This is a genomic window from Streptomyces sp. LS1784, from assembly GCF_020103755.1.
In the GTDB taxonomy this organism is placed as follows: domain Bacteria; phylum Actinomycetota; class Actinomycetes; order Streptomycetales; family Streptomycetaceae; genus Kitasatospora.
Genome location: NZ_JAHSQD010000098.1, coordinates 1 through 21,105, shown reverse-complemented (window position 1 = coordinate 21,105; position 21,105 = coordinate 1). Strand labels below are relative to the sequence as shown.

Genomic DNA, 21,105 nt, shown 5'->3' with positions numbered 1-21,105 from the left:
GGTGCCGAACCCGCCCCGGGCGCGGAGGGCGCCGCCTGGTCGGGCGCGCCCCCGGCCGGGGCGGAGGCGGACGCCGCAGCCGTACCCGGCGCAGTCGTACCCGCCGCGGACGAGGCCGGAGAATCCGCCGCGCCGACGCTCTTCGACCCCCCGGAGGAGCACCCGGCCAGCACGCCCGTCAGCACTCCGGCCGCCGCCACCGCGGCGAGCACCCGCCGACCACCCATCCCCATCGCCCTCCCTAGGCCTGTCAGTGACCCCTCAAGATAGCGACCGCCCCGCTGCCGAACACCGGCGGGGCGGTGACCGCCCCGGTCACCGCCCCGCCGTACTGCTCGGTCGTCCTGCCCTACCGGTGGATCAGACCGCCGGAGCCGGGAAGGTCGGGTACTCGACACCCGAGATGTACTGCACGACCCGGACGACCTGGCACGAGTAGCCGAACTCGTTGTCGTACCACAGGTACAGGATCGCGTTGTCGCCCTCGACCTTGGTCGCGCCGGCGTCCACGATCGAGGCGTGGCGCGAGCCGATGAAGTCGCTGGAGACCGCGTCGGGCGAGTCGGTGAAGTCGATCTGACGCTTCAGCGGCGAGGTCAGCGAGATGTCCCGCAGGTAGTCCAGGACCTCCTCGCGGTTGGTCTCGCGCTTCAGCTGCAGGTTCAGGATCGCGATGGACACGTCCGGCACCGGCACGCGGATCGAGCTGCCGGTGATCTTCGCCTTGAGGTCCGGCAGGGCCTTGGCGACGGCCGAGGCGGCACCGGTCTCGGTGATCACCATGTTCAGCGGCGCCGAGCGGCCGCGACGGTCGGCCTTGTGGTAGTTGTCCAGCAGGTTCTGGTCGTTGGTGAACGAGTGGACGGTCTCCACGTGGCCGCGGACCACGCCGTACTCGTCCTCCATCGCCTTCAGCGGCGGGACGATGGCGTTGGTGGTGCAGGAGGCGCAGGAGATGATCTGCTCGTCCGGCTTGATCATGTCGTGGTTGACGCCGTGCACGATGTTCGGCACGTCACCCTTGCCCGGGGCGGTCAGCACGACCTTGGCGATGCCGGGGCGCAGGTGCTTGGACAGGCCCTCGCGGTCGCGCCACCTGCCGGTGTTGTCGATCAGGATCGCGTCCTTGATCCCGTACTCCGTGTAGTCGACCTTGGTCGGGTCGTCGGAGTAGATCACCGTGATCTCGTTGCCGTTGACGACGATCTTGTTGTTCGCCTCGTCGACGGTGATCGTGCCCTGGAACTGGCCGTGGATCGAGTCCCGGCGCAGCAGCGAGGCGCGCTTGACCAGGTCGTCGCCGCCGCCGTTGCGCACGACGATGGCCTTCAGCCGCAGACCGTTGCCGGACGCCTTCTCGATCAGCAGGCGGGCGACCAGGCGGCCGATGCGGCCGAACCCGTACAGCACGACGTCCTGCGCGGACCGGCGCTCCAGCTTGTTCTCACCGGTGGCACCGGCGACGGCCTGGGCGGTGAACTCCTCCACCGACAGGCCGTGGTCGTCCGCCCGGTAGGTCGAGGCGAGCATCCCGAGGTCGATCTGCGAGGGGCCGAGGTCCAGGGCGGTCAGCGCCTCCAGGAACGGCATGGTCTCGGTGACCGAGAGCTCCTCGCCGGCTATCTGCCGGGCGAAGCGGTGCGTCTTGAGGATGCTGACCACCGACTTGTTCACCAGGGACCGGCTGTGGAGCAGGACGGTGACGTCCTTCTCCCGGTGCAGCCGCCCGATGATCGGGATCATCGACTCCGCGATCTCCTCGCGGTTCTTCCAGTCCGTGAACACGTCGTCGTTGACAGTCACAAGTCCATCTTTCGAGCTGAGGGTGTTGCCCACATGGTAGCTTCGCCCGCTCCCGGCCCGGCGGCCGGTCCCTCCTCCGCCCGCCTCACCCGGGCCCCCGACCTGCGCTTTCCCTCACCTCCCCGCCGCCAAAGGTGATCACCGCCACCCCTCGGGGGTCGAGTTCGGTCCCGGGGCGACTCGACCGAACGCCGTCGGCCGGTGCCAGAATCTCAGCTCCGTGCACGGCCGCGAAAGGGGAGTCATGCGGGCGCAGGAGATCACGTTCCTCAATCTGGTGCAGGGCGAGAAGCAGTTCCAGGTGCCGCTCTACCAGCGGACGTACAGCTGGGAGCGACCGCAGTTGCAGCAGCTCTGGGACGACGTGTCCGAACTGGCGGAACAGCACCTCACCGGCACCTCGCCGACTGCCCACTTCCTCGGCTCCGTCGTCCTCGCGCCCGGCCACATCCAGGCCGGCGGCGTCCAGCGCTGGCTGGTGGTCGACGGTCAGCAGCGGCTCACCACGCTGATGCTCGCCTTCACCGCGCTGCGCGACCACCACAGGAGCGCCGGGGCCGCGAAGGCCGCCGACCGGGTGCACCGGCAGTTCCTCGTCAACGAGTTCCACGAGGGGCTCGACCACTACCGTCTGCTGCCCACCCAGGCCGACCGGGAGGCGTACACCGCGTGTGTGGAGTCCTCCCCTAAAGCCGGTGACGCCGGCAACATCGGTACGGCGTACCGGTTCTTCCTCGGGGTCCTCGCCCAGGGCGCGGAGGAGAACGGCGGCGCATGGGTCACCGCCGTCGAGACCGTCCTCAAGAGCCTGCTCTCGATCGTCGAGATCACCGCCCAGGACGGTGACAACGTCTACCGGATCTTCGAATCGATCAACAACACCGGCGTCGGCCTCAGCCAGAGCGACCTGCTGCGCAACTACGTCTTCAGCCTGCTGCCGAAGCGAGGGGAGCGGGTCTACCGCGAGCTGTGGCTGCCGATGCAGCAGGAACTCGGGCCGAAGAACCTCGAACTCCTGGTCTGGCTCGACCTGGTGGTGCGCGGGCACAGCAAGGCCAAGCAGAGCGAGATCTACCGCGAGCAGCAGAAGCGGCTGGACGGTCTCAAGAACGACGAGGAGGCGTTGCAGCGGGAGATCCAGCTGCTCACCGAGCGCGGCAAGCGGCTGCGCCGCATCCTGAAGCCCGAGTCCGAGAGTTCGGCCGAACTGCGCGGTGTGCTGGAGCGGCTGGGGGCGTGGGGCGGTCAGACGCACTACCCGCTCGCCCTGCACCTCCTCGACCTCGTCGACGCCGACGCGGCCACGGCGGAGGAGGCCGCCGAGGCGCTGGGCTACGTCGAGTCGTACCTGGTCCGCCGGATGATCTGCCAGGTCCCCACGAACAACCTGAACCGGATCTTCATGGACGCCCCCAGGGAGCTGGAGACGGACCGCTCCCCCGCCGAGGCCGTGCGCCGGCTGCTTTCCGGCCGGCGCCGCAAGTGGCCCTCGGACGAGGACCTGCGGGAGGCGATCCGCACCAAGCCGTTCTACTGGAGCGGGCGCTCCGCCCAGCGTTTCCACGTGCTGCGGCGGCTGGAGGAGAGCCACGCGGCGAGCGAGCCGGTGGACTTCGAGAAGGCGTCGCTCACGATCGAGCACGTGCTGCCGCAGCGCCCGCCGCAGGCCTGGTTCGACCTGCTCGCGGCGGAGACGGAGGACGGGCAGAGCCCGAAAGAACTGCACGACCTGCTGGTGCACACCCTGGGCAACCTGACGCTGTCGGGCGACAACTCCAAGCTCTCCAACCACCCGTTCGAGCGAAAGCAGCAGCTCCTCGATGCGAGCGCGCTGCGGATGAACCAGGAGATCGCCGCCGCCGAGGGCTGGGGCAAGGCGGAGATCCTGGCCCGCGCCGACCGGCTCGCCGAGCGGGCGATCGGCCTGTGGCCGGCCCCGATCGGGTCGGGGAAGACGGTCGGGGACGAGTGGCCGGGCTGGGCGGACCTGCGCGCGGCACTCGTCGCGATGCCCAGCGGCACCTGGACCTCGTACGGTGACGTCTCCGAGCTGATCGGCACGCACGCGGTCGGCGTCGGCAACCACCTGGCCACCAAGGCCGGGGTGATCGGGGCCTACCGGGTCCTGAACTCGGACGGGCGGGTCTCCCCCGGTTTCCGCTGGCTCGACGGCGACCGGACCGAGACACCCCGCGACCTCCTGGAGGAGGAGGGCGTTCCCTTCGACGAAGCCGGCCGCGCCCACCGGTCGTGCCGGTTGACCGCCACCGAACTGGCGACCCTGCTGGGCCGCGACATCCCGGCGGACCGGCTGCACGACCCACTGCCCGACACCGAGAACGCGGCTGCGGCGGAGCGCTTCCGCACTCAACTGGTCGAGAACCAGACCGCGGCGGTCGCGGGAGGAGTCCTGACGGCGTTGCGCTTCTGGGAGCAGCAGGACGGCCACTTCGACTACGGCCGCTCCGAGGAGACCAGCTGCTTCCCGATGCTCAACACCGGGACTCCCTCCCGGCCTCACCTGCTCTGGCCGTTCGCGCTCTACCCGGTGTCGGGGACTGTGGAGGTGGTCTTCCAGTACCTGAAGGACCGCAGCCCGTTCGACGACACCGAGGTGCGACAGGAGCTGCTGCGGCGGCTGAACGAGATCGACGGGATCGACCTGGCGGAGGCGAAGCTGGAGCTGCGCCCGTCCTTCCCGCTCCAGGTGTTCGCCGACCACCCGGAGGAGATCCGCGCGGTGCTGGAGTGGTTCGCCCTCACCGCGGCGCTGGATCTCGCGCAGCGCGCCTGAGCCGGATCGCCCTGCCGCCGAGCCGAGTTGGGAGACTCGGCTCGGCCGTGCGCGGCGCGGTGTCAGGCAGGCATGCCCCCGGCCGGGCCTCGGTGCTCGGGCTCGATGGCGGTCTGTTCGTCGGGCCTGGGCATCCGGAGGACCGCGACCACACCGAGGGCGACGGTGGCGAACGCGAGCGCGAGCAGGACGGCGAAGGCCGCACCGACCAGGAAGGTGGCGGTACCCGGTTTCATCGTCACCCGCTCCCTTCGAGGCCGCGGAGAAGGTGGACGAGGTTGAGCAGGGTGCTCACGGGCGCATTGCCGAAGTCGACCAGGAGACGTCCGTCGAGGATGGTCTCGCTGGCCGAGGCGGAGCCCCAGAGGAGCCCGTGCGGGAGGCCGAGCCGGTGCAGTTCACCGAGGAGAGCGGTGATCTGGGGCCTGGTGTGGTCACGCATCCGGGGGTCGTCGGGGGCGACGGGCTCGCGCGTCACGAGACCGAGTCCAGCTCGTACCAGACGATCTTGCCGCGCTTCTGCGGGTCCACGCCCCAGCGGTGGGTGAGGCCCTCGACGAGCTGGAGACCCCGGCCGGTCTCGACGAAGTCGCCGGGGGTTCGCTGCTCGGGGAGGGCGTCGCTCTCGTCCGAGACGGTGACGCGGAGCGTGCGGCCGAGAAGGGAGTAGAAGACGACGGGGCAGGCGGTGTTGCCGTGCCGCCAGGCGTTGACGAGGAGCTCCATGAGGGCGAGCTCGGCGTTGAAGATCGTCTCGGGGTCCCAGCCGTAGCGGGTGAGGGTGTCCCGGAGGGACTGGCGGGAGAGGTCGAGGGAGGGGGTGTTACGGGTACACACGGGAACCTCCGTGAGGGGGTGGCGTGGAGAGGGATGAGAGAGGGAGAAGGCGGATACGTCGCCGTGAGCCAGGCCAGAGCGGGGCTGGCTGATGCCGCGCATGGCTGCTCTGCGGTGCGGGGGCAGCAGGCGCCTACTGCCCTTGGAAAGGAGCGTTACTGACGATCCGTCGGATCGATCTGTCGGCGACCATAGCTCAGAGTAAGATCAAGTTTTACCCCAATCTGAGATCTTCCCTCTATCGTGGTACCAGCCGCCTCAAATGGACCGACCGGCAAGCCTCGCGGCAGACTTGGATCGCCCCGCCCCGGAAGGAAGCCATGGCTCCACGCACGAACCCAACACTCCGTCAGCGTCGGCTTGGCGCAGAGCTGCGAAGGATGCGCGAGCAGGCCGGCTTCGGCGGCACCGAGCTCGGCCGCCTCGTCGGCATGAGTCCGGCGCAGGTGACACAGATGGAAGCGGGGAAGATCGGCATCAGCGTGGAACGTCTGCGCACGGTCGCCGCGACGTGCATGTGCGTCAACGAGCCCTTGATCGCCGCGCTTTCGGACGTCATCACGGAGCGCGAGAAGCCAGGCTGGTGGGAGGACTACCGAGGAACTCTGTCCTCGGACTTCATTGATGTCGCGGAGTTCGAAGGCCAGGCTCGAAGTCTCACCACCTACACGATGGCCTTCGTGCCCGGGTTGCTCCAGACCGGGCCGTACGCGGCCGCCGTCTTCGCCCAGACCTTCCCGCCACTGCCTCGCCACGAGATCGATCTCAGGACAGCCTTCCGGATGCAGCGGCAGCGCCTCGTTCGCTCCGGCGCGACGCCGTACTCGGCATTCATCCATGAAGCAGCGCTGCGCATGCAGTTCAGCGGCCCAGCCGTCCTCGCCGAGCAACTCGGCGCCCTCATCGAAGACTCCAGGCAACCGACCATCTCGGTTCGAGTGGTTCCGTTCGACATCGGCGCCATGCCAAGCTCCAGCGAGAACTTCACCTATGCCGAGGGACCGGTACCCGAGCTCGACGGGGCCCAGGTGGATTCGAGCCTCGGTATCCGGATCGTCGACGCCCCGGCCCACATGGCAAAGTTCCGCTCCCTGCTCGCCCGCTTCGAGTCCGGCGCGCTCTCCGAGGAGGAGTCCCGAGACTTCATCGGAACCATCAAGAAGGAAACGGAAAGCAAGCGTGAATAGTTCTGCTTGGCAGAAATCCAGCTACTCCGGTGCGAACGATGAGTGCGTCGAGGTGCGTACGACCGACGGGCTGGTTGAGCTGCGCGAGTCCGACGACGGCGAGGTCATAGTCCGCACCACCCCCGCCAGGTTCGCCAAGTTCCTCCAGAGCGCCAGGGCCGGCGAGTTCGACCACCTCGCCAAGTGACACGGCGGCGCCGCGCACCGCCGAGCGGGGCGCCGCTTCCGCCGGGTACCACAGCGGCAGTTGAGCCGAGTACGCGCGGAAGACTCGTGGATCCGATCAACCGGTGCCGACACCCTGCACAGCCTGTTCCCAGAGGTCCAGCCCCGCGCGGAGGAGCTTCGCGCACGGCCGCGGCCTCCTCGCCCGTCCAGGCTCCCTCGCCATGCCGGTCCCCCTGACGCCGTGTCGCCGGGCGTTTCGAGCGGTCGGAGCCGCGGGCGACGGCGTTCGCCTTTGTGAGGGCACTGCTGGCGGACATTCCGAGCCCACTGGTACCCCAGCCCATGAAAACGCGGCCCCCGACCATTCCGAAAAACTCAGCGGGCCCCTCACTGGAAGAAGAGATGCGCCGGATCATCACTCGAACGGGTCCGAGAAAATGCGGATCACGCTGCCAGAAAATATAGTTCGCCTAGTAATCGGCGAATTGTTTGAATTTTTGTCGGCTCATCTTTCCAAATTCCTGAAACTCACATGAAGGGATGGGTACCCGATGCTGCGCGGGATCGAGCCCTGGCAGTGGGCTGTCGTCTTCTTGCTGGTCGTCCTGGGGGTCCTGATGGCAGTCATCGCCTGGCGACTGGCATCCGGCGCGCACTCGATCGAGAGCGGCATTCTTTCCGGCATGGGTGGAGGTCTTATCACGGGATTTGCGGTGTCACTGTCCGTCCAGTTTCTTACGAAATCCCTGGAGACGGCCCAGGAAGAGGCAACCTGGCATGCCAGCGTGACGGTAGCCTCCGAACTCTACGGATTCTCTCCGGGGAAGCACTCGATCGAGGGGATCAGCTTCAACGGCAAGGACATGCGTGACGCCGATTTCAAGGGAGTCGATCTGTCGGGATTCCAGTTCCGCGACACCGTTCTGCGCGGGGCCGACTTCACGGACGCCAACCTGACTGGCACGAACTTCATCGGGGCGGATCTCTCCAAAACCGTTTTCAAAGGGGCCACTCTGCAAGAGGCCCTGTTGCTCAGTTCGAATTTGAGTCGGGCCGATCTGACCGGCGTGCGCTCGATGGAGGGGGCGCAGGTGAACGCGCTGACCTGCTGGCCGGCGAAATTCATGTCGGATCCGCTCATGCAACAGGTCCGCCCGATGAAGGTCAAAGACGCGAGCGGCAACTTCGTGGTGAACAGCGGGAAAGAATATCCGTCGTGCGTCACTGCGGAGAATCCGTAGTGAGTCGAGCCCGGCAGGTGAACCGTCCCGGAGAGCCGTGTGCGGTGAGCACCGTGCTCACGACCGCCGGGTCCGGCTTCCCGCACCGCCGGTGCGAGCTCAGCGGCAGCGCCGCACCCAGTAGGCGTAGGTGACGGCCAGCAGCAGCGGACCCCACAGGACCATCAGGGCCTGGCAGCACACTGCCAGCACCCGCCACGAGTCGTTGGTGTAGTGCAGGCCGGGGATGACACCGAGGATCCCGAGCGACCACTCGACCAGTACGCCGGTCAGCACCAGCCCGCCGAGGGTCGCCGGCACGATCGCCGCGGCCGGCGCGACCCGCCGGCCGCCGATCACCGGGACCCAGCCGGGCACGACCTCGCCCCACCCGCGCACCAGGCCGATGGAGAGCAGGGCGAGGCACTCCGAGACCGCGCTCAGGGTGAAGACGTAAGGCGCGATCACCCACCAGCTGTACGTCTGTTCCTGCACCGTCCCCATGGTGAAGCCGAACGCGAACGGCAGCCGCCACAGGCACGCGGGCAGTCCCACCAGGGGGATGGCCCGCGCCGCGGCGGTGGCCCAGCGCGGAACGGGTCGCTCGGTGTCGCCTGCGGGGGGAGCGGCCGAGGGCCGTGTCGTCGTCTTCATGCTCACAGCCTTCGGCGTCAGCCGATTCGCCGGCATCGTCCCGGTGAATGATGCCGGTGCCTCTGGAGGGGGAACCCGTCCGGAACTCCAGTGGTCCGGCGGAAGGAGCGTGCGTCCGACAGCGCTGCCGAACCGGCACGCGGCCGTCCGGACATCCGCGGAAACCGTCCGAAGGGTGTTCGTGTCCCTTCGACCCCCGCCTCAGGGGGCGTTCCAGCTGGTAGCGCGCGCCCGAGTGATCACCAAGGCCAGTACAGTGAGCGCACTGCCCGTCCGAGTGAGGCGCAAGGGGGCCCGTGTGGCGACGCTGGGTATGCACCGGGACTTCCTGCTGGAGTTCGCGGCGCTGGAGAAGTCCGTGCAGCGGCGGGTGTTCGAGACCTTCGAGAAGTTCACCGAGGCCACGCACACCGGCATTCACCTGGAGAAGCTCACCAATCAGCGGGACCCTCGGATCCGGACCATCCGGATCACCGGTTTCTGGCGCGGGGTGGTCCTCAAGGAGGACGAGGGCGACAGCTACCTGCTCCTGAAGGTCCTCCCGCACGACAAGGCCAACGACTGGGCGTGCAAGCACCGCGGCTCGGTCAACACCGCCACCCAGGGCATCGAGATCCGCAACGACGTCGCGCTGGAACGCGCCACCGAGTCGCTGAAGACCCTGGCCTCCGAGGAACCCCGGCGGCTCTTCGCCGGCCGTTCCGACAAGGTCCTGCGCAGCCTGGGCATCGACGAGGAGATCCTGCCGATCATCCGGCTGCTGCCCGACGAAACCCATCTCGAAGCGCTCCACCGGGTCCTGCCGGAGCAGCAGTTCGACGTCCTGATCGGCCTCGCGAGCGGACTGGAGCCGGCCGACATCGACCGTGAGATCGTCCAGGCGTACGCGCGGGCGGCGGCTCCGGCGAGCACCGAGCAGTCCGAGGACGGGCTGGTCTCGGCGATGGCCCACGCGCGCGGCCGGGTCGCCCTGGTGTCCTGCCCCGAGGAACTGCTGGAGATCCTGGAGCGCCCGTTCGACGCATGGCGGATCTTCCTGCACCCGGCCCAGTACCGGATCGCCTACCGGGACTCGTACAACGGGCCCGCCCGCGTCACCGGCGGCCCCGGGACCGGCAAGACCGTGGTGGCCCTGCACCGCGCCTACCACCTGGCGCGCCGGTTGCCGCCGGACGCGCCCGACGGATCGATTCTGCTGACCACCTTCACCAAGGACCTCGCCGCGGAGCTGGAACGCTGCCTCGCGCTGCTCGTCACGGACGAGCGGATCAGGGCGAAGGTCCGGGTGGTCACCGTCGACGCGTTGGCGAACGAGGTCCTCCGCCGCTCGCGCGGCGGCGCTCCACTGAAGATCGTCTTCAACCAGCGTGCGGTCCTCGCCCGTTGGGGCCGGATCGCCGGCCGGCTAGGGGTCGACTTCACCGACGTGTTCCTGGACCAGGAGTGGCGGCAGGTCGTCCTGGCCCAGGCGATCGAGAGCGCGGAGCAGTACCTGAAGGCACCCCGGACCGGCCGGGGTACGGCCCTCGGTCCGCTGAAGAAGGCCCAACTGTGGCGCGCGGTGGCCGCGTTCGAGGAGGACCTGCGGCAGACCGGGGAGTGGACGTTCCTCCAGGTCTGCGCGCAGGCCGCGCGGGTGCTCGACGAACAGGACGACCGCCCGTTCCGACACGTGGTGATCGACGAGGCGCAGGACCTGCACCCCGCGCAGTGGAGGTTCCTCCGCGCGGTCGTCGCGCCCGGGCCGGACGACCTCTTCCTCTCCGGCGACCCGCACCAGCGGATCTACGGGAACAAGGTCTCGCTGCGCTCACTCGGGATCCAGGTGGTCGGGCGGTCCTCCCGGCTGCGAGTCAACTACCGGACCACGCACGAAATCCTCAGCTGGTCCGCGTCCCTGCTCACCGGCGAGCGCCCGGACGACATGGACGGCGGGGAGGAGTCCCTCGTCGGCTACCACTCGACCCTGCACGGGGCGCGCCCCGAGACGCACGGTCACGCCGACAAGGCCGAGGAGATCCGGGCACTCGTCGCCCGCATCGAGGAGTGGACCGCCTCGGGGGTGGCCCCGGAGGACATCGGCGTCGCCGTCCGGACCGTCCAACTCGGCCGCGACGTCGCCCAGACCCTGGAGCAGGCCGGAACACCGGTCTACCTGCTCGGCAACGCTCCGTCCCCCGGTGTGCGGGTCGGCACCATGCACCGGATGAAGGGGCTGGAGTTCCGCTGCGTCGCCGTGGTGGGCGTGAGCGACGGCCTGGTGCCCATGCGCAGCGCGCTCACCCCGGTGGAAACCGACCCGCAGCAGCACCAGGAGGACCTCAACGGCGAGCTGAGCCTGCTCTTCGTGGCGTGCACACGCGCACGCGAGGCCCTGCGCGTGTCCTGGCACGGCACACCCAGCGCCTTCCTCGGGCCGGCCATCCCCGCACAGGCGCCACAGCCCCGGCCGGGCGAGCTGCTCACCGGCTGACCGGCCGCCCCGCCGAGTCGCCGAGGAGGCCGTCCGGGACCAGACCCCCGCGATGCGCCGGCCCGGCGCCGGCCGTTCCGCAGCCGAGGCCGGACACGGAGTTGCCCCGGCCCCGGTGGGGTGGGGTAATGGGAGGCGGCCGGTGTTCGAGTGTTCCGTGAGAGACCCGGGAGCTTGCCATGAGCGGTGGGCCGGAACCGATCAGTGCCGAGGGCCTGCGTGCGGTGCAGGAGGAATTGGCGCAGCTGCGGGAGCAGCGGGGGAAGGTGGCCGCGACGCTGCGCGGGGTGGAGCCGACGGGGGATTCGGCGGACGCGGCGGACGAGTTGCAGCGGGCGTCGGAGGTGACCCGGCTGGACCGGCGGATCGCCGAGCTGGAGACGCGGCTGCGGGAGGCCGAGGTGGCCGGGGAGCCGTCCGCGCGCGTGGTGGGGGTGGGATCGACGGTGACCGTGCGGTTCGGCGACGGCATGGAGGAGACCGTCGAGATCTCGGAGGTGGCGGAGGAGCGGGACCTCACCCTGGTGACCTTCGACAGCCCGCTCGGGAAGGCACTGCTCGGGCGGCATCCCGGGGAGACGGTGAACTACGAGACCCCGGTCGGCGCGGCCAGCGCGGTCGTGCTGTCGATCGGCAGCGACGGCCCGCAGGCGGGTTGAACCTCCGGCGGGTCGAACCACCGCAGCGGAATTCCCGGCGCAATTCCCGGCGCAATTCCCGGCGCAATTCCCGGCGCAATTGCCGGACGACGGTCCGGCCGTACCTGCCGCACGCTTGATAGGCGTCACTTATCGGGCCACAGGGACTGCCTCTTTGACGTGCCACGACGGCATGCCACACACTGGACGAGCGGCCCGGCGGAAGCGCCCGGAATCCCGGAGAGAAGGCGGCCCTCGCCCCTCTTTCCCGCACTGTGCCGGATTCACCGAATTCACCGAATTCATCGAATTCGCGGGTGTTCCCAGCCGCCCGGAAAGTCCCGCGAGAGAAACCGAGCAGAGCGAGCAGATGCCCCCGTCCCGCACCGCCCGCTGGCTCCCGGCGGCGGCCGCCGTCGCCGTCGCCGCCTGGGGCGCCAACCAGTTCACCGCGCTGGCCACCGTGTACCGGGCGCACACCGACTGGTCGGCGCTCTCGCTGGCCGCGATGTTCTCGGTCTACCTGGTCGGCCTGGTGCCCGGCCTGCTGCTGGGCGGGCCCGCCGCCGACCGGTACGGCCGGCGGCGGACGGTGCGCGCCGCGCTGGGCCTGTCCGCCGCCGCCAGCGTCGTCCTGGCCCTGGCGGACGAGCCGTCCGTGTACGCCGCCCGGCTGGCCACCGGCTTCGCGGCCGGGCTGGTCTTCCTGGCCGGCACGGCCTGGCTGCGCGAGCTCTCCGGACCCGCCGTCCCGCCCGAGCAGGGAGCCCGTCGGGCGATGTACGCCACCGGTACGGGCTTCGCGGCGGGCGCGCTGGCCTCCGGGGTGATCGCCGAGTGGCTGCCCGGCCCGATGGTGCTGCCCGGCCTCGCCCATGCGCTGGGCTGCCTGCTGGTCCTGCGGGCCACCCGCGGACTCCCGGAGACCACCCTCGCGGGCGGCGGCACGGCACCGCACCGCACGGCGGCCGTCCGCCACCCCCGGTTCCGCTACGTCGTCCTCCCCGCCAGCCCGGCCGTGCTCGGCGCCGCCACCGTGGCGTACGTGGTGCTGCCGCCACTGGTCGCCGACCGGGTGCCCGGCTACGCGCCGCTGTTCAGCGGCCTGGTCGCGGCGCTGACCCTGGCCACGGGCGTGGTCGCCCAGCCCTTCGCCGCCCGGCTGGACGACGCGGACAGCGCCCGGGCCACCCTCACCGCGATGGCCACCGTGATCGCCGGGCTGCTGCTCGGCGCCCTCGCCGCCGACCGCGACTCGGTGGGCCTGGTGGTGGCCGCCGCCGTCGTCCTCGGCACCGGGTACGGGCTGACGCTCGGCGCGGGGCTGCACGAGGTGGAGCGGCTGACCCCGCGGTCCTCCGGACCGACCTCCGCCTCGCTCTACCAGAGCACCACCTCCAGCGGCTTCCTCACCCCGCTGCTGCTCGCCGGCACCGCCGGCCACGCCTCCTACCCGGCGCTGCTGGCGGGCATGGCGGCCGTCGGACTGCTCTGCCTGGCGGTCACCGCCGTGCACAGCCGCCGCCACCTGCCCGGGCCGGACCACCCCGCGGCACCCCCGGGCCGCCCGACGCGCGAGGATGCATCCACAGAGTCCGCACGGATCGGACCGACACCGTCCAGGACCGGACCGACACCGCTGAGCGTCGGGCCGACACCACCGAGGAGCCGACGACCATGGGCCGAGTGACCGTACCCCGCCGAGTGCTGCGCCTGCGCCAGGGCGCGCCCTCGTACCGGCCCGACACCCTGGCCGCCGAGGAGCCGATGGAGATCCGCGTCGGCGGGCGCCCGCTGACGGTGACCATGCGCACCCCCGGCAGCGACTTCGACCTGGCGGCCGGCTTCCTGGTCAGCGAGGGCGTGGTGCACGCCGCCGAGCAGGTGGCCGGCATCCGCTACTGCGCCGGCGCCACCGCCGACGGCGGCAACACCTACAACGTGGTGGACGTCCTGCTCGCCCCCGGTGTGCCCGCCCCCGACGCCTCGCTGGAGCGCAACTTCTACACCACCTCCTCCTGCGGCCTGTGCGGCAAGGCCAGCCTGGACGCGGTGCGCACCACCGCACCGTGGAGCGTCGCCGAGGACGGGCTGCGCGTCGCCCCCGGGCTGCTCTCCGCGCTGCCCGAGCGACTGCGCGCCGCCCAGAAGGTCTTCGACAGCACCGGGGGCCTGCACGCGGCCGGGCTGTTCGACGCCGACGGGCGGCTGCTGTGCCTGCGCGAGGACGTGGGCCGGCACAACGCCGTGGACAAGGTGGTCGGCCACGCCCTGCGCGAGGGCCTGCTGCCGGCCCGCGGCACGGTGCTGATGGTCAGCGGCCGGGCCTCCTTCGAGCTGGTGCAGAAGGCCGTGATGGCGGGCGTCCCGGTGCTCGCGGCGGTCTCCGCGCCGTCCTCGCTGGCCGTGGACCTCGCCGAGGAGAGCGGGCTGACCCTGGTCGGCTTCCTGCGCGGCGACTCGATGAACGTCTACACCCGCACCGACCGCATCGACACCACCAGGGTCGGGTAGATGCTCTTCCGCCGGCTCGAGTACCTCGTCGCGCTCGCCCGCGAGCGCCACTTCGCCCGCGCCGCCCAGGCCTGCCACGTCTCCCAGCCCGCTCTCTCCGAGGGCCTGCGCAAGCTGGAGGACGAACTCGGGGTGCTGCTGGTGCGGCGCGGCCGCACCTACGAGGGCCTGACCCCCGAGGGCGAGCGGATCGTGCTGTGGGCACAGCGCATCCTGGCCGACCGGGACGCCCTGCGGGACGAGGTGGACGCGCTGCGCACCGGCCTGAGCGGACGGCTGCGGATCGGTTCGGTGCCGACCGCCTCGGGGGCCGTCTCGCTGCTCACCGGGCCGTTCTGCGCCGCGCACCCGCTGGCCGCGGTGGAGCTGTCCACCGACCTGCGCTCCGAGGACCTCCTGCGCCAGGTAAGGAACTTCGAGATCGACGCGGGCATCACCTACCTGTCCGGGCCGGGCACCGACGACCTGCGCACGCTCCCGCTCTACGAGGAGCGGTACGTACTGCTGACCGGCCCGGCCGACGAGCTGGCCCGGCACCCGCGGGCGACCTGGGAGGAGGCCTCCCGGCTGCCGCTGTGCCTGCTGCATCCGGGCATGCAGGGCCGCCGGGTGCTGGACGAGGTGTTCGCGGGCCTCGGGCTGGAGCCGACACCCCGGGTCGAGACGGACTCGGTGGCCTCGCTCTTCGCCCACGTCCGCACCGGGCACTGGGCGAGCATCGTGCCGTACGCCTGGCTGCACGTGTTCGGCGTGCCGCACGGGATGCAGGCCGTTCCGCTGGCCGAGCCGGTGCACAGCGCGCCGATCGGGCTGGTGATCGCCGCCCGGGAGCCCGGCTCGGTGATGGCCCGCGCACTGCTGGAGGTCGCCCGGCGCACCGAGGTGGCCGCCGTCCTCGGCAGCCTGCCGGGCGCGTGACCGCTCGCCGCACCTGCCCTTCCTCCGCGCACCCAAAGGTAAAGATTCTACCAAGTGCGCAAGTATGGCCCTCAGGCGGGGCTAAGCTCTGACGAGTTGGGGTGAACCGGCGGTCGCGTTGCGCGGGCCGGTGAACTCCTTGCCGCGTCGATGACACGCACCACGGGGTGCGCCGGCCGGGAGGAGGCGAGAGACATGGATTGCAGTAGTCCGGGCCACAGTTGCCCCTGCCCCCGCTTGCCCTCGTACACCTCCGGCATGCGGTAACACCTTTCCCTGCACGATGCCCTGACGACCCGTCAGCCATGACGACACGTCACTTCCGCACGCGGCTTCGCCGTGCCCGCACGCCACCCGTACGGGCCGCGCCGCCGCGCGCCGATGCGCCGTGCCCGCTTGCAGGGAGCGCTGCCGCCTGCCTCCGACCCGCCCCGCCCGTCCGGGGCCCAGGGAGGAACCCCATGACCACCCACGCCACTCTCGACTCCACGGTCCCCGAGCCGCGTTCGGCCGTCCTGGACGACGCGCACCTCGGCGACATCAAGGGCGCGCTCGGCACCATCCGGCTCGACGACGACACGCCCCGCCAGGGCCTGTCGGCGCGACTCAAGACCCTGCTCGCGATCGTCGGACCCGGCCTGATCGTGATGGTCGGCGACAACGACGCCGGCGCCTTCTCCACCTACGGGCAGGCCGGCCAGAACTACGGCACCCAGCTGCTGTGGACGCTGCTGATGCTGGTCCCGGTGCTCTACGTCAACCAGGAGATGGTGCTGCGCCTGGGCGCCGTCACCGGCGTCGGGCACGCCCGGCTGATCCTGGAGCGCTTCGGCAGGTTCTGGGGCGCGTTCAGCGTCATCGACCTGTTCCTGCTGAACGCGCTGACGCTGGTCACGGAGTTCATCGGGGTCACGCTCGCGGCCGGGTACCTGGGCCTGCCGAAGGTGGCCTCGGTGGTGCTGGCGGCCGGGATCATCGTCGCCTCGGCCTTCACCGGCTCCTTCCGGCGCTTCGAGCGGGTCGCCGTGACGCTGTGCATGGGCTCCCTGCTGCTGGTGCCGATCTACTTCATGGTCCACCCGAAGACCTCGCAGATGGCGCACGACTTCGTCGTCCCGAGCATGCCGGGCGGGTCCGGCCGGCTCGCGGCCGTGATGCTGGTGATCATCTCCATCGTCGGCACCACCGTCGCCCCGTGGCAGCTGTTCTTCCAGCAGTCCTACGTCATCGACAAGCGGATCACCCCGCGCTTCATGACGTACGAGAAGGCCGACCTGTGGATCGGCATCGTGATCGTGATCGTCGGCGCCGCCGCGATGATGGGCTTCACCGCCGCCGCCTTCGCGGGCACCGACGGCTTCGGCCAGTTCTCCGACGCGGCCGCCGTCGCCCGGGGCATCGAGGACAAGGCCGGCCACCTCGCCGGCGTGCTGTTCGCCATCGCGCTGCTGGACGCCTCGATCATCGGCGCCTTCGCGGTGTCCCTGTCCACCGCGTACGCGATCGGCGACGTGTTCGGCATCAAGCACTCGCTGCACCGCGGGGTCAAGGGCGCCAAGGGCTTCTACGGGATCTACGCCGGCCTGGTGGTCACGGCGGCGGCGATCACCCTGCTGTCCACCGACTACACCCAGGGCCTGATGACCCAGTTCGTCCAGGTGCTGGCCGGGGTGCTGCTGCCCTCCGCGACGGTCTTCCTGCTGCTGCTCTGCAACGACAAGGCCGTGCTCGGCCCCTGGGTGAACGGCCCCAGGACCAACGCCTTCACCTCGGCGGTGGTCGGCGTGCTGGTGATGCTCTCGCTGATCCTCACCGCCGCCGTGGTCTGGCCGGACATCAGCTCCGGGGCGATCCTGTGGATCATGGCCGGCTGCGGCATCGCCGGCGTCCTCCTCGCCGGGTACTCCTTCACCTTCGGCCGCCGCGGCACCAAGGAGGACACCGTCGACCGCACCGGCCGGGAGAGCTGGCGGATGCCCCCGCTGGAGACCCTCGACACGCCGGTGATGTCCACCGCCCGCAAGGTCGGCATGGGCGCCCTGCGCGCCTACCTGCTGCTCGCGATGGCCATGGTCGTCGTCAAGATCGTCCAGACCGCGCTGAGCCACTGAGCCGACCGGCTCGCACATTCCCCGTCCGCCCAGACCCCGAAGGAGCCCCTCCGCCATGGCCCTGCGCTACCCCAGGCTCGACGCCCTCTTCCCGGACCACCCCGCCCCGGGCCGGCGCCCGGCCCCGCGGCCCGCTCCCGCGCCCGGCCTGGTGGTGGACACCGAGCAGCGCACCGTCACCGTCGAGGGCCGTCAACTCACCATGCCGTACCTGGAGTTCGAGCTGCTCGCGCACCTGGTCGGCAACCCCCTGCGGGTGCACTCCCGGCGCCAGCTGATGGAGGCCGTCTGGGGCCGCCCGGACTCCGGTGACTCCCGCACCGTCGCCACCCACATCGCCCGGATCCGGCGCAAGCTCGGGCCCGGGCACCGGGAGGCGATCGCCACCGTCCGGCAGATCGGCTACAAGTACGACCCCCGGCTGGCCCCCGCGGACCGGCGGCGCACCGGATCCGTTCCCGCCCGGTAGGCACGGGGCAGCGGCCCCCGGGGCGGTACGGGTTTGCATACGGACGTACCGAGGGAGCAGACTGCCCGGGTTTGCGCCGGAGGTACCGCCATGACCCTGCTGAAGTCCGCCCCGGGCCCGTCCCGAGGGTCGCTGCCCACCCGGACGGCGAGCCGCCTCGGCGGGCGGCTGTGGGTGGACCTCGTCGTCGCGGCCGCCGTCCTGGTGCTGCTCTACCTCGCGCTGCGCCTCGGCCAGGGCGGCACCGTCCGGTTCTCCACCGCCCGGAACGCGGCCGTCGACACCGACCCGGCCCGGCTGCCGTACGACGCGCTGCGCTCGCTGCTGCGGATGTTCGCCGCACTCGCCGTCTCGGTCGTCTTCACCTTCTGCTACGCCTACGCCGCCGCCCGCAGCCGCCGGCTGGAGCGGGTGCTGATCCCGGCGCTGGACATCCTCCAGTCGGTGCCGGTGCTCGCCTTCCTGAGCGTCGCGGTCTCCGGCTTCCTCGCCCTCTTCCCCGGCTCGATGCTCGGCCTCGAATGCGCCGCCGTGTTCGCCATCTTCACCTCCCAGGCGTGGAACATGACCTTCGCCCTCTACCAGGCGCTGGTCTCGCTGCCGCGTGAACTCGACGAACTGTCCCGCTCGTTCGGCTTCAACCGGTGGACGCGGTTCTGGAAGGTCGAACTGCCCTCGGGCATGATCGGCCTGGTCTGGAACGGCATGCTCGGCTTCGGCGGCGGCTGGTTCTTCCTGGTCGCCTCGGAGGCGATCAGCGTCGACAACCAGCGGTACGCGCTGCCCGGGGTCGGCTCGTACGCGGGCGCGGCCGTCGCCGCCGGGGACCTCGGCCGGGTCGGCTGGGCGATCGCCACCATGGTGGTGCTGGTGGTCGGCGTCAACTTCCTGTTCTGGCGGCCGCTCACCGCCTGGGCCGAACGGTTCAAGAACGAGCAGTCCGAGGCCACCGAGGTGCAGCGCTCGATCGTGCTGGACCTGCTGCGCCGCTCCCGCCTGCCCGCCGCGCTCGGCGGGGCGCTGCGCCCCGCCGGACGGGCCCTGAACCGGGCCGGACGGGTGTTCGGCACCGCCGACCGCCCACCGGCCGTCGACCCGGGCCGGCGGCGGGCCGGGGACGTGGCCTTCGCCCTCGTCGCGGGCGGCATCGTGCTGTGGGGCGTCGTCGACCTCGGCGGCTACCTCGCCGACCGCACCGGCCTCGGCGTCTTCGGCGAGCCGCTGCTGCTCGGGCTCGCCACCCTCGCCCGGGTGGTCGTGCTGGTCGCGGTGGCCACCGTGGTCTGGGTGCCGATCGGCGTGAAGATCGGCTTCTCACCCCGGCTCACCAGGATCGCCCAGCCCGTCGTCCAGGTGCTGGCCGGCTTCCCGGCCAACTTCCTCTTCCCGTTCGCGGTCTGGCTGCTGCTGCGCACCGGGGTGTCGATCGACCTCGGCGGCATCCTGCTGATGGCCCTCGGCTCCCAGTGGTACATCCTGTTCAACGCCATCGCCGGCGCCATGGCCGTCCCCGCCGACCTGCGCGAGGCCATGGACGACCTCGGGGTGCGCGGCCTCCAGCGCTGGCGGCGGCTGATCATCCCCGGGATCTTCCCGTCGTACGTCACCGGCGGCATCACCGCCTCCGGCGGCGCCTGGAACGCCTCCATCGTCGCCGAGGTGGTCACCTTCGGCGGCACCACCCTGACCGCGACCGGCCTCGGCGCGTACATCGCCCGCGCCGCCGAGCACGGCGACCACCCGCACCTGCTCGCCGGGGTCGCGGTGATGACCCTGTACGTCGTCGCCCTCAACCGCCTGCTCTGGCGCCGGCTGTACCGGCTGGCCGAGCGCCGCTACTCGCTGTAGTCCGGAGTCCGCCGATGCGCTTCCCGTTCCGTTCCCGTGCCGTCGAGCCCGTCCCCGGTCCCGACCGGGACGACGAGGTGCTGCTGGAGACCGTCGGCCTGACCAAGGCCTACGCCGGGGCCGCCGGCGAACTGCCGGTGCTCTCCGGCATCGACCTCACCGTGCGGGCCGGGGAGATCGTCGCCCTGCTCGGACGCTCGGGCTCCGGCAAGTCCACCCTGCTGCGCTGTCTGGCCGGCCTCATCCCGCCCAGCTCCGGCACCGTCCGTTACCGCGGCACCCCGCTCGCCGGCGCCAACCCCGGCACCGCGCTGGTCTTCCAGACCTTCGCGCTGCTGCCCTGGCTGACCGTCCGGCAGAACGTCGAGCTCGGCCTGGAGGCCCGCGGGGTGCCGCCCCGGGAGCGCGCCCGGGCCGCCGCCCAGGCCGTCGACCTGATCGGCCTGGCCGGCTTCGAGTCCGCCTACCCCAAGGAGCTCTCCGGTGGCATGCGCCAGCGGGTCGGCTTCGCCCGGGCGCTGGTCGTCGAACCGGACGTGCTGATGATGGACGAGCCGTTCTCCGCGCTCGACGTGCTCACCGCCGAGAACCTGCGCGGCGAGCTGATGGAGCTGTGGGACTCCGGCCAGTTCCCCACCCGGGCCGTCGTCCTGGTCACCCACAACATCGAGGAGGCGGTGCTGATGGCCGACCGCATCGTGGTCCTCGGCGCCCGCCCCTACGGGACCATCCGGGAGACCGTCGAGGTCGCCCTGGAGCGGCCGCGCGACCGCGACTCGGCCCCCTTCGACGAGCTGGTGGACCGGGTGTACCGGATCATGACCGGCCGGCCCAAGGACACCCGCCCACCCGGCCGCACCGACCCCGACCCCGACCGCCGCACCGTCGCCGGCACCCCGCTGCCCCCCGCCGGCGTCGACGGCCTCTCCGGTCTCGCCGAGACGATCGCCCACCGGGGCGGAAGCTGCGACCTGGCCGGCCTCGCCGACGAACTCGGCCTGGACATCGACGACCTGCTCCCCCAGGTCGACGCCCTCGACCTGCTCGGCTTCGCCGAGGTCCACGGCGACGACCTGCTGCTCACCGAGGCCGGCGCCGCCTACACCGGGGCCGACGCCCAGGACTCCCGCGCCGTCTTCGCCGCCGCGGCCCTGGAGGTCCCGCTGATCAAGCTGATCGCCAACAGCCTCGGCGGCCGGCCCGGCGCCACCGTCCGCACCGGCTTCCTGCGCGACCTGCTCGGCCGCCACTACACCGTCGAACAGACCGACCGGCAACTGGAGACCGCGACCGACTGGGGCCGCTACGCCGGGCTCTTCGCGTACGACGCCGACCGGCAGGAGTACCGGACGGAGGCCCCGGGCCGCTGAGGACTCAGCCGGTCGCCGGGCGGCGGCGCACCGCCCGGGCCGCGCGGGCGAAGGGCTGCGGCGTGGTCGCACCGGCCGCGGCGGCACCGCCGTCGTCGCCG

General features: G+C 71.1%; 18 protein-coding genes and 1 pseudogene. 14 read left to right on the top strand and 5 right to left on the bottom strand.

Annotation, left to right across the window (positions count from 1 at the left end):
• Positions 1-270, top strand: a pseudogene (locus tag KS423_RS14520) (hypothetical protein); the annotation flags it as partial.
• Positions 271-360: 90 nt separating this feature from the next.
• On the opposite strand, the gene KS423_RS14515 reads toward KS423_RS14520, so the two are convergent.
• On the bottom strand, positions 361-1,803 hold the full coding sequence (locus KS423_RS14515) for a glyceraldehyde-3-phosphate dehydrogenase (protein WP_224279181.1): 1,443 nt from the start codon (positions 1,801-1,803) through the stop codon (positions 361-363).
• A gap of 244 nt (positions 1,804-2,047) precedes the next feature.
• On the opposite strand from KS423_RS14515, the gene KS423_RS14510 reads away from it, so the two are divergent.
• Positions 2,048-4,597, top strand: a complete 2,550-nt coding sequence (locus KS423_RS14510; protein WP_224279179.1) for a DUF262 domain-containing protein — start codon at positions 2,048-2,050, stop codon at positions 4,595-4,597.
• Between the two features lie 62 nt (positions 4,598-4,659).
• Here KS423_RS14510 and KS423_RS14505 read toward each other — a convergent pair whose 3' ends face one another.
• From KS423_RS14505 to KS423_RS14495, 3 genes are read right to left on the bottom strand one after another with little or no spacing between them, the layout of a single operon-like run.
• Positions 4,660-4,833, bottom strand: coding sequence for a hypothetical protein (locus tag KS423_RS14505; protein WP_224279177.1), 174 nt, complete (start codon positions 4,831-4,833; stop codon positions 4,660-4,662).
• A 2-nt stretch (positions 4,834-4,835) separates the two neighbouring features.
• Complete coding sequence (locus tag KS423_RS14500; protein ID WP_224279175.1) at positions 4,836-5,075, bottom strand: hypothetical protein; 240 nt, start codon at positions 5,073-5,075, stop codon at positions 4,836-4,838.
• Complete coding sequence (locus KS423_RS14495; protein WP_224279173.1) at positions 5,072-5,434, bottom strand: ATP-binding protein; 363 nt, start codon at positions 5,432-5,434, stop codon at positions 5,072-5,074. Before KS423_RS14495 ends, KS423_RS14500 begins: the two co-directional genes overlap by 4 nt.
• A gap of 320 nt (positions 5,435-5,754) precedes the next feature.
• Here KS423_RS14495 and KS423_RS14490 point away from each other — a divergent pair, with 320 nt between their 5' ends.
• From KS423_RS14490 to KS423_RS14480, 3 genes are all read left to right on the top strand, one after another.
• Positions 5,755-6,621, top strand: coding sequence for a helix-turn-helix transcriptional regulator (locus KS423_RS14490; protein WP_224279171.1), 867 nt, complete (start codon positions 5,755-5,757; stop codon positions 6,619-6,621).
• The gene (locus KS423_RS14485; protein WP_224279169.1) at positions 6,614-6,808 is read left to right on the top strand and encodes a DUF397 domain-containing protein; all 195 of its coding nucleotides are present in this window, start codon (positions 6,614-6,616) and stop codon (positions 6,806-6,808) included. Before KS423_RS14490 ends, KS423_RS14485 begins: the two co-directional genes overlap by 8 nt.
• A gap of 532 nt (positions 6,809-7,340) precedes the next feature.
• Positions 7,341-8,030, top strand: coding sequence for a pentapeptide repeat-containing protein (locus KS423_RS14480; RefSeq protein ID WP_224279167.1), 690 nt, complete (start codon positions 7,341-7,343; stop codon positions 8,028-8,030).
• A 99-nt stretch (positions 8,031-8,129) separates the two neighbouring features.
• Here the strand turns inward: KS423_RS14480 and KS423_RS14475 are convergent, their stop codons facing one another.
• Positions 8,130-8,663 (bottom strand): hypothetical protein, encoded by a 534-nt coding sequence (locus tag KS423_RS14475; RefSeq protein WP_224279166.1) that lies wholly within the window; start codon positions 8,661-8,663, stop codon positions 8,130-8,132.
• A gap of 298 nt (positions 8,664-8,961) precedes the next feature.
• On the opposite strand from KS423_RS14475, the gene KS423_RS14470 reads away from it, so the two are divergent.
• The 9 genes from KS423_RS14470 (at position 8,962) to KS423_RS14430 (ending at position 21,004) form a co-directional block, all read left to right on the top strand.
• Positions 8,962-11,136, top strand: a complete 2,175-nt coding sequence (locus tag KS423_RS14470) for a UvrD-helicase domain-containing protein (protein ID WP_224279164.1) — start codon at positions 8,962-8,964, stop codon at positions 11,134-11,136.
• Between the two features lie 179 nt (positions 11,137-11,315).
• On the top strand, positions 11,316-11,795 hold the full coding sequence (locus KS423_RS14465) for a GreA/GreB family elongation factor (protein WP_224279162.1): 480 nt from the start codon (positions 11,316-11,318) through the stop codon (positions 11,793-11,795).
• A gap of 349 nt (positions 11,796-12,144) precedes the next feature.
• Positions 12,145-13,464, top strand: coding sequence for an MFS transporter (locus tag KS423_RS14460; protein ID WP_224279160.1), 1,320 nt, complete (start codon positions 12,145-12,147; stop codon positions 13,462-13,464).
• A complete protein-coding gene (gene fdhD / locus KS423_RS14455) occupies positions 13,452-14,288 on the top strand; it encodes a formate dehydrogenase accessory sulfurtransferase FdhD (protein WP_224279151.1) in 837 nt (278 codons plus the stop codon). The genes KS423_RS14460 and fdhD overlap by 13 nt, the downstream gene beginning before the upstream one ends.
• On the top strand, positions 14,289-15,206 hold the full coding sequence (locus KS423_RS14450; protein ID WP_224279150.1) for a LysR family transcriptional regulator: 918 nt from the start codon (positions 14,289-14,291) through the stop codon (positions 15,204-15,206). It abuts the gene before it with no gap.
• A 461-nt stretch (positions 15,207-15,667) separates the two neighbouring features.
• Entirely contained in the window at positions 15,668-17,317 is a 1,650-nt protein-coding gene (locus tag KS423_RS14445) for an NRAMP family divalent metal transporter (RefSeq protein ID WP_224279148.1), read from the top strand.
• Between the two features lie 55 nt (positions 17,318-17,372).
• Positions 17,373-17,786: a winged helix-turn-helix domain-containing protein gene (locus tag KS423_RS14440; RefSeq protein ID WP_308020189.1), complete on the top strand. Its 414-nt coding sequence runs from the start codon at positions 17,373-17,375 to the stop codon at positions 17,784-17,786.
• A gap of 90 nt (positions 17,787-17,876) precedes the next feature.
• Positions 17,877-19,634: an ABC transporter permease subunit gene (locus tag KS423_RS14435; protein WP_224279146.1), complete on the top strand. Its 1,758-nt coding sequence runs from the start codon at positions 17,877-17,879 to the stop codon at positions 19,632-19,634.
• 14 nt (positions 19,635-19,648) lie between these two features.
• Positions 19,649-21,004 carry a nitrate/sulfonate/bicarbonate ABC transporter ATP-binding protein gene (locus KS423_RS14430; RefSeq protein WP_224279144.1) on the top strand — a complete coding sequence of 452 codons (1,356 nt, stop codon included), beginning with the start codon at positions 19,649-19,651 and terminating at the stop codon, positions 21,002-21,004.
• Positions 21,005-21,105 lie beyond the last annotated feature (101 nt).

Excerpts from the sequence above, each read along its gene's own strand:
- KS423_RS14510 (WP_224279179.1), top strand. The coding sequence starts at position 2,048 with ATGCGGGCGCAGGAGATCACGTTCCTCAATCTGGTGCAGGGCGAGAAG.
- KS423_RS14505 (WP_224279177.1), bottom strand. The coding sequence starts at position 4,833 with ATGAAACCGGGTACCGCCACCTTCCTGGTCGGTGCGGCCTTCGCCGTC.
- KS423_RS14490 (WP_224279171.1), top strand. The coding sequence starts at position 5,755 with ATGGCTCCACGCACGAACCCAACACTCCGTCAGCGTCGGCTTGGCGCA.
- KS423_RS14480 (WP_224279167.1), top strand. The coding sequence starts at position 7,341 with ATGCTGCGCGGGATCGAGCCCTGGCAGTGGGCTGTCGTCTTCTTGCTG.
- KS423_RS14475 (WP_224279166.1), bottom strand. The coding sequence starts at position 8,663 with ATGAAGACGACGACACGGCCCTCGGCCGCTCCCCCCGCAGGCGACACC.
- KS423_RS14465 (WP_224279162.1), top strand. The coding sequence starts at position 11,316 with ATGAGCGGTGGGCCGGAACCGATCAGTGCCGAGGGCCTGCGTGCGGTG.
- KS423_RS14460 (WP_224279160.1), top strand. The coding sequence starts at position 12,145 with ATGCCCCCGTCCCGCACCGCCCGCTGGCTCCCGGCGGCGGCCGCCGTC.
- fdhD (WP_224279151.1), top strand. The coding sequence starts at position 13,452 with ATGGGCCGAGTGACCGTACCCCGCCGAGTGCTGCGCCTGCGCCAGGGC.
- KS423_RS14450 (WP_224279150.1), top strand. The coding sequence starts at position 14,289 with ATGCTCTTCCGCCGGCTCGAGTACCTCGTCGCGCTCGCCCGCGAGCGC.
- KS423_RS14445 (WP_224279148.1), top strand. The coding sequence starts at position 15,668 with ATGACCACCCACGCCACTCTCGACTCCACGGTCCCCGAGCCGCGTTCG.
- KS423_RS14440 (WP_308020189.1), top strand. The coding sequence starts at position 17,373 with ATGGCCCTGCGCTACCCCAGGCTCGACGCCCTCTTCCCGGACCACCCC.
- KS423_RS14435 (WP_224279146.1), top strand. The coding sequence starts at position 17,877 with ATGACCCTGCTGAAGTCCGCCCCGGGCCCGTCCCGAGGGTCGCTGCCC.
- KS423_RS14430 (WP_224279144.1), top strand. The coding sequence starts at position 19,649 with ATGCGCTTCCCGTTCCGTTCCCGTGCCGTCGAGCCCGTCCCCGGTCCC.